The following is a 6,760-nucleotide window of genomic DNA, read 5'->3' as shown; positions in this document are numbered from 1 at the left end:
ACCAGGATCCGGGCCCCTTCCGCGTCTGTCGGACACGTCAGCCGGGGAGGGTGAGGACCGTGCCCGGGCGGATGAGGTCGGGGTGGGGGCCGACGGCTCCCCTGTTCATCGCGTAGATCTCACGCCAGCGGGCCTCGTCGCCCAGTTCGTGACGGGCGATCGCGGGGAGCGAGTCGCCGCGCCGGACGGTGTACGTGCGCTTCTTCGCGGGGGCCTCGGGCCCGCGCATCGGGGCCGCCGGTACCGCCTTGTGCGCGGCCGAGTGCGGGGTGGGCGTGTGCATGGCGCCCCGCGCGGTGGGGGAGGGGGCCGCGGGCTTCGGCATCACGGTCGGCCGGGGGGCGGCGGGCACCGCCTTGTGCGCGGCCGACCTGGGGGTCGGGGTCGGGGGCCTGGGAGGCGCGGCCGCCGCCCTGCGCTCGGCGGTGGCCCGGGTGGCCGAAGCGGCGTCGGCCGCCGAACCCGAGGGAGCCCTCCTGGCCTCTCCCGCCTGCTCCTGCACCTGTTCCTTCGCCTTCTCGGCGGCGTCGTGCGCCTTGTGCCTGTCGGACTTCAGGAAGTCGAAGAGTCCCATGTCTGTACGCCTCCGGCGTGCTGTTTCCCCCTGGGATCGTTCCCTCCTTCCACTGTCCTGCACCGGGGGTCCGCAGGCCCTGCGACCGAGCCGTCCGGGGGACGCCCGGTCCGGGCCCTGACCAGGTGGGAACGCGGCGGGAAGGGACCGGGAAGGCCCGGCCACACCATCGTGGGACACGATGGAGGAGATTTCTGTGATCATCAGACAGGCCGCGGAGCGGGTAGTGCTGGTCAGGCCGGGACCCGGGCTCGTGAGCGCCGCGATCGTGGCGGGCCTGGACGTCTGGGTGGTGTCCGATCCCGGACCCCACCCACCGGACGCGCGGCTTCCCGCGGAGCTGCCCCCGCAGCGGCTCCTCCGGGTGGACTTCGATGACACGGCCGCGCTGCGCGCCCTGCTGACGGAAACCGTCCTGCGGCACGGGATCGGGCAGGTCCTCCACCTCGCGGGCGATCTGGAGAAGGGCCTCGGCAGCGGGGCCGCGGCCGCGGCCGAGCAGGTGCTGCGGGAGCTGTCCGCCGACCGCGGGAAGCCGGCCCGCGGGAAGGCGGCCCGCAGGTTGCCGGACGCGGTGACGATCCGGCGGATCCTCAATGAGAGCCGGACCTCCGCGGTGCGTGCCGAGGAGGCCGGGTCCGTCACCGAGGCGTGCTCGCTGGCGGAGGACTTCCCGCTGCCCGTGGTCATCAAGTCCGCGGACGGATCAGGATGTTGGTGGACCGTTCCGGTACATGACCGCCCCGCACTCGCCCGGTGGGCCGAACAGGCCGCCGACGCGCGGCACTCGGCCCCCTATCTCGTCGAAGAGCTTTTGACCGGCGCCAAGTTCAGGGTGGAGACGCTGACCGTCGACGGCATGCACCTGGTCGCCGACATCGCCCCCGAGGGACCGGCGGCGCCGTTGCACGACGCGGAGCAGGCCGGGATCCGCGCGACCGTCCGGGCCCTGCTGGATCTGGCCGGGTACGAATCGGGCACCACGCGGACGGATGTGCTGGTCAGCGCGCGGGGATCACGGATCGCGGCGGCCACGGAACCGGACCGGGAACAGGCCGGGAACGGCCGTTCCCGCAGGGCGGCCGCGGGCGGTATCGAGAGGGGAACGGACCGGTAAGCGCCTCGGCCACTCTTTGTCCTGTCGAGAGCGGCCACCGCACCACACGGGAGCCGCACCGGGTACACACAGGGGGACAACACATGCGCAGCAAGCTGGCGGGCCTGATCGGAATCATCGCGGCGGCTCTGGCGATCGGAGTCGGTGTGACGGTCAGCAGCCCGGTGGACACCGGTCAGCCCTCCGGCTACCAGGTCCTCGCGGACGACAAGGGCCCCGGGGTCGCCTCCCCCGCCCCGACGCCGGTCTCGTCCCCCCGCTAAGGGCTGTCCCGTAATCCCCGGCGGGCGCACGACGCCGGCTACGGCACCTCGCCGCGTTGTCGGAACACCCGAATACGCCCAGTATGAGGGCGCCCCTCCGCCTTGCGATGCACCGCATCCGACGCCGTGCGCCGATCCACCGAGGATTACGGGACAGCCCTTAGCGCCGGCTCCATCGCCCTGTACGGGCGAGCGGCTGCTCCACGGCGGCGGCCGAAACGGCCGGGGCCCTGCTCGGCCGGATCGTGTACGCCGCGGCGACCAGGGCGTGGATGCCTACCGCGCGCAGGGCGCCGAACTGCCAGCCCCTGAGCGAGCTGACGTCGCCCGCGTCGCCCACGTACCAGATCGCCACCTGCAGCAGCGCCAGGGCGACGGCGGCGGCGATCACCGTACGGATCCAGAGCTTCCACTCGTGCCGGGCCCTCGCGGACCCGTAGCCGGCGCCCGCCGGCTTCGGTCCCCCGGCCAGCCGGTACGCGGCGTGCCCGTCGAGCCACTTGATCGTGTAGTGGCCGTAGGCGACGGTGTAGCCGATGTACAGGGCGGCCAGTCCGTGCTTCCAGTCCGGCTCGGCGCCGTTCTTGAGGTCGAGCGTGGTGACCACCAGCAGGACCAGCTCCATCAGGGGCTCGCACAGCAGGACCGCCGCCCCCAGCCTGGGCATCTTCGCGAGGTAGCGCAGGGCCAGACCGGCCGCCAGCAATACCCAGAAGCCGACCTCGCAGGCGATGATCAGCGCGACGATCATGGGACTCTCCGTCCGCTCGGGTTCTACGTTCCCTCCCAGGCTCCCGTCCGCGCGGGCCCGATACGTCGTCGCCGGTGACCATGTGGGCCTGCATCGTTCGATGTACCCGCGCCTCGGTCTCTCCGCCGAGGTGCGGGGCCCACGCACCCTGTTGGATGGGACCGTGACCGAGAGAAGCCTGCGCCCCCACCGTGACGACGTCCTCCTCTCGGTGCTGAGCGTGTTCGTGGGCACGGTGTTCTGGTCGCTCGGCATCTACAGCAGCCCCGACCGGGACCTGCTGCCCGCCTGGGCCGCGCTGGTCCCGCTCGTGGCGCTCGGCTCGATGGAACTGCTGCGCCGCACCAAGCCGAACCTGACCCTGGCCGTCGGCACCATCGGGGTGGTCGCCGACCAGTTCACGGTCGGCAGCCTCACCACCGTCGTGATCTTCACCGACCTGATGTACGCCGCGGTCGTGTACGGAAAACCGGCCATGGCCCGGCGGCTCCCGGTCACCACCGGCCTGATCACCGTCGTGGTCACCATCGCCTCCGTCGCCTGGCTGCGCACCCCGCAGGCCCTGCTGATCGGCGTGATCACCGGCATCGTGAGCTTCGCCCCGGCCCTGACCGGCGCCACGCTGCGCAATCACCGCGAGGCCGCCGTGGCCGCCCGGCTGCGCGCCGAACAGACCGCGCTGCTCGCCGAGATGGACCGCAGCCAGGCCGTGGCCGCCGAGCGTGCCCGGATGGCCCGGGAGCTGCACGACATGGTGGCCAACCACCTCTCCGCCATCGCCATCCACTCCACCGCCGCGCTGTCCATCGACGAGGCCGGCACCAGCCGGGAGGCGCTCGGCGTGATCCGCGAGAACAGCGTGCAGGGACTGGCCGAAATGCGCCGGCTGATCGGGCTGCTGCGGGACGCCGGCGGCGACCAGGAGCCGGTCGCCGTGCCCTCGCTGGACGGCCTGGACGCCCTGCTCGGGCAGGCCAGGACGAACGGCTCGGCGAGCGGGCTGACGTTCGTGCTCCACGACGACCGGCCGCCCGGGGAGCCGGCGGCGGCGCCCGTGGAGCTGGCCGCGTACCGGATCGTCCAGGAGTCGCTCACCAATGCCCTCAAGCACGCCGCCCCGGGCACGGTCACGGTCCGCGTGACGCGCACCGACGGGCTGCTGACGGTGGGGGTGGACTCGCCGTTCGGGAACCGGCCGGGGCCCCGCGCCCCGGGCTCGGGGGCCGGGCTGATCGGCATGCGGGAGCGGACGGAACTGCTGGGCGGGGAGTTCACGGCGGGGCGGTCCGGCGTGGTCTGGCAGGTACGGGCGACACTGCCCGCGGACGAGAAAGCGGTGGAGGCATGACCATTCGGGTGATGGTGGCGGAGGACCAGGGCGCGGTCCGTGCCGGGCTGGTGCTCATCCTGCGCAGCGCGGGCGACATCGAGGTGGTGGGCGAGGCGGGCGACGGGGAGCAGGCGGTGCGCCTGGCCCGGGAGCTACGGCCGGATCTCGTCCTCATGGACGTGCAGATGCCCCGGCTCGACGGGGTGTCCGCGACCCGTCAGGTGGTGTCGGAGGGCCTGGCCGACGTCCTGGTGCTGACCACCTTCGACCTCGACGAGTACGTCTTCGGGGCGCTGCGGGCGGGGGCGGCCGGCTTCCTGCTGAAGAACGCGGACGCCGCGGACCTGATCGAGGCGGTACGGACCGTCGCGCGCGGTGAGGGCCTGATCGCCCCGGCGGTGACCAGGCGGCTGATCGCGGAGTTCGCGGCGCCCCGCCCGGCGCGGCCGGCCCCGACGCCGGAGCGGGCCGCGGCGGTCGCCTCCCTCACCCGGCGGGAACGGGAGGTGCTGAGCGCTCTGGGCGAGGGCCTGTCGAACGCGGAGATCGCGGTGCGCCTGGAGATGGCGGAGGCGACGGCCAAAACGCACGTCAGCAGGCTGCTCGGCAAGCTGGAGCTGCGCAGCAGGCTCCAAGCGGCGGTGCTGGCGCAGGAGTTGGGGATATAGGACGGCTCGACACGCACCGGTCTGGACCTCTTGACGGTTGGTCCAGACCTTTCTACGCTCGCCGCATCACTGTGGTGAGCGTGCCATGACAAAGCGTGCTCACGGGCGGCGCAGGTCCCACCCCCATGTCGCAGTCGGCCCCACGACCGCGACGGACCTACGGAGGATCACCCTTGAGCACAGCATCCCCACCCCGCACCAGGCGCACCCGGTTCTTCAGCCGAGTCGCGGCGATCGTGGCCGCGCTCGCCCTGCCCGTCACCGGCCTGGTCGCACTGGCCGGCCCGGCCCAGGCGGCCGCCTCCGCGACGGCGACGTACACCAAGGTCTCCGACTGGGGCTCCGGCTTCGAGGGCAAGTGGGTGGTGAAGAACACCGGCACCACCACCCTCAGCGGCTGGACCGTGGAGTGGGACTACCCGGCGGGCACCTCGGTCACCTCGGCCTGGGACGCCACCGTCACCAGCTCGGGCACCCACTGGACCGCCAAGAATGTCGGCTGGAACGGAACGCTCGCCCCCGGGGCGACCGCCGGCTTCGGCTTCAACGGCGCCGGCGCCGGCGCCCCGAGCGGCTGCCGCATCAACGGCGCCTCCTGCGACGGCGGCACCCAGCCCGGCGACACTCCCCCCACCGCTCCCGGCACCCCCACCGCGGGCAACATCGCCGACACCTCCCTCACCCTGACCTGGACCCCGGCCACGGACGACAAGGGCGTCAAGAACTACGACGTCTACCGGGGCTCCACCAAGATCACCACGGTCACCGGGACCAGCTACGCCGACTCCGGCCTGACCAAGGGCACGACGTACACGTACAGCGTCACCGCCCGCGACACCATCGACCAGACCGGCCCCTCCTCCGGATCGGCGACGGTGACGACGACCGGCGGGGTGATCCCCCCGGACCCGGGCGGCAAGGTCAAGCTCGGCTACTTCACCAACTGGGGCGTCTACGGCCGCAACTACCACGTGAAGAACCTGGTCACCTCCGGCACCGCGGGCAAGATCACCCACATCAACTACGCCTTCGGCAACGTCCAGAACGGCCAGTGCACCATCGGTGACGCCTACGCCGACTACGACAAGGCCTACACCGCCGACCAGAGCGTCGACGGCGTCGCCGACACCTGGGACCAGCCGTTGCGCGGCAACTTCAACCAGCTGCGCAAGCTGAAGAAGGCCTACCCGAACATCAAGATCCTGTGGTCCTTCGGTGGCTGGACCTGGTCCGGCGGCTTCCCGCAGGCCGCCGCCAACCCGACCGCCTTCGCCCAGTCCTGCTACAACCTGGTCGAGGACCCGCGCTGGGCCGACGTCTTCGACGGCATCGACCTGGACTGGGAGTACCCGAACGCCTGTGGCCTGTCCTGCGACACCAGCGGAGCGGCCGCCTTCAAGAACCTGATGCAGGCGACCCGCGCCAAGTTCGGCGCGAACAGCCTGGTCACCGCCGCCATCACCGCCGACGCCTCCAGCGGCGGCAAGATCGACGCGGCCGACTACGGCGGCGCCGCGCAGTACGTCGACTTCTACAACGTCATGACGTACGACTTCTTCGGCGCCTGGGCGGCCCAGGGCCCGACGGCCCCGCACTCCCCGCTCACCTCCTACGCGGGCATCCCGCAGGCCGGCTTCAACTCGGCCGACGCCATCGCCAAGCTCAAGGCCAAGGGCGTCGCCGGGGCCAAGCTCAACCTCGGCATCGGCTTCTACGGCCGAGGCTGGACCGGAGTGACCCAGGCGGCCCCCGGCGGCACCGCCACGGGACCGGCGCCGGGCACGTACGAGCAGGGCATCGAGGACTACAAGGTGCTCAAGAGCAGCTGCCCGGCCACCGGCACCGTCGCCGGCACGGCCTACGCCAAGTGCGGCAGCAACTGGTGGAGCTACGACACCCCCGCCACGATCGCCGGGAAGATGACCTGGGCCAAGCAGCAGGGCCTCAAGGGAGCCTTCTTCTGGGAGTTCAGCGGCGACACCTCGAACGGTGAGCTCGCGAACGCGATCCACACCGGGCTGCAGTAGAAGACCGAAGCCGGGGAGACGGGTCCGCCC

General features: G+C 72.1%; 7 protein-coding genes. 5 read left to right on the top strand and 2 right to left on the bottom strand.

Annotation, left to right across the window (positions count from 1 at the left end; translation table 11 throughout):
• Positions 1-37 precede the first annotated feature (37 nt).
• Positions 38-574: a LysM peptidoglycan-binding domain-containing protein gene (locus ACWGIU_RS25330; protein WP_453709389.1), complete on the bottom strand. Its 537-nt coding sequence runs from the start codon at positions 572-574 to the stop codon at positions 38-40.
• A 196-nt stretch (positions 575-770) separates the two neighbouring features.
• Here ACWGIU_RS25330 and ACWGIU_RS25325 point away from each other — a divergent pair, with 196 nt between their 5' ends.
• Both ACWGIU_RS25325 and ACWGIU_RS25320 read left to right on the top strand, forming a co-directional pair.
• Entirely contained in the window at positions 771-1,691 is a 921-nt protein-coding gene (locus tag ACWGIU_RS25325) for a hypothetical protein (protein WP_453709387.1), read from the top strand.
• 83 nt (positions 1,692-1,774) lie between these two features.
• Positions 1,775-1,954 (top strand): hypothetical protein, encoded by a 180-nt coding sequence (locus ACWGIU_RS25320; RefSeq protein WP_453709386.1) that lies wholly within the window; start codon positions 1,775-1,777, stop codon positions 1,952-1,954.
• A gap of 160 nt (positions 1,955-2,114) precedes the next feature.
• Here the strand turns inward: ACWGIU_RS25320 and ACWGIU_RS25315 are convergent, their stop codons facing one another.
• Positions 2,115-2,705, bottom strand: a complete 591-nt coding sequence (locus ACWGIU_RS25315; protein WP_453709384.1) for a hypothetical protein — start codon at positions 2,703-2,705, stop codon at positions 2,115-2,117.
• 163 nt (positions 2,706-2,868) lie between these two features.
• On the opposite strand from ACWGIU_RS25315, the gene ACWGIU_RS25310 reads away from it, so the two are divergent.
• From ACWGIU_RS25310 to ACWGIU_RS25300, 3 genes are all read left to right on the top strand, one after another.
• Positions 2,869-4,053: a sensor histidine kinase gene (locus ACWGIU_RS25310; protein ID WP_453709383.1), complete on the top strand. Its 1,185-nt coding sequence runs from the start codon at positions 2,869-2,871 to the stop codon at positions 4,051-4,053.
• Positions 4,050-4,703: a response regulator gene (locus ACWGIU_RS25305; RefSeq protein WP_453709381.1), complete on the top strand. Its 654-nt coding sequence runs from the start codon at positions 4,050-4,052 to the stop codon at positions 4,701-4,703. Before ACWGIU_RS25310 ends, ACWGIU_RS25305 begins: the two co-directional genes overlap by 4 nt.
• 125 nt (positions 4,704-4,828) lie before the next feature.
• Positions 4,829-6,730 (top strand): glycosyl hydrolase family 18 protein, encoded by a 1,902-nt coding sequence (locus ACWGIU_RS25300; protein WP_453709379.1) that lies wholly within the window; start codon positions 4,829-4,831, stop codon positions 6,728-6,730.
• Positions 6,731-6,760: the final 30 nt, after the last annotated feature.

This window comes from Streptomyces sp. NPDC054840 (genome assembly GCF_053611065.1).
Note: the sequence above shows the minus strand (reverse complement) of the source record. Positions and strands in the feature narration are given on the sequence as shown.

What these genes read in the sequence shown, in the direction of transcription:
- ACWGIU_RS25320 (WP_453709386.1), top strand. Translation starts at nt 1,775, where the DNA reads ATGCGCAGCAAGCTGGCGGGCCTGATCGGAATCATCGCGGCGGCTCTG.
- ACWGIU_RS25315 (WP_453709384.1), bottom strand. Translation starts at nt 2,705, where the DNA reads ATGATCGTCGCGCTGATCATCGCCTGCGAGGTCGGCTTCTGGGTATTG.
- ACWGIU_RS25300 (WP_453709379.1), top strand. Translation starts at nt 4,829, where the DNA reads ATGTCGCAGTCGGCCCCACGACCGCGACGGACCTACGGAGGATCACCC.
- ACWGIU_RS25330 (WP_453709389.1), bottom strand. Translation starts at nt 574, where the DNA reads ATGGGACTCTTCGACTTCCTGAAGTCCGACAGGCACAAGGCGCACGAC.
- ACWGIU_RS25305 (WP_453709381.1), top strand. Translation starts at nt 4,050, where the DNA reads ATGACCATTCGGGTGATGGTGGCGGAGGACCAGGGCGCGGTCCGTGCC.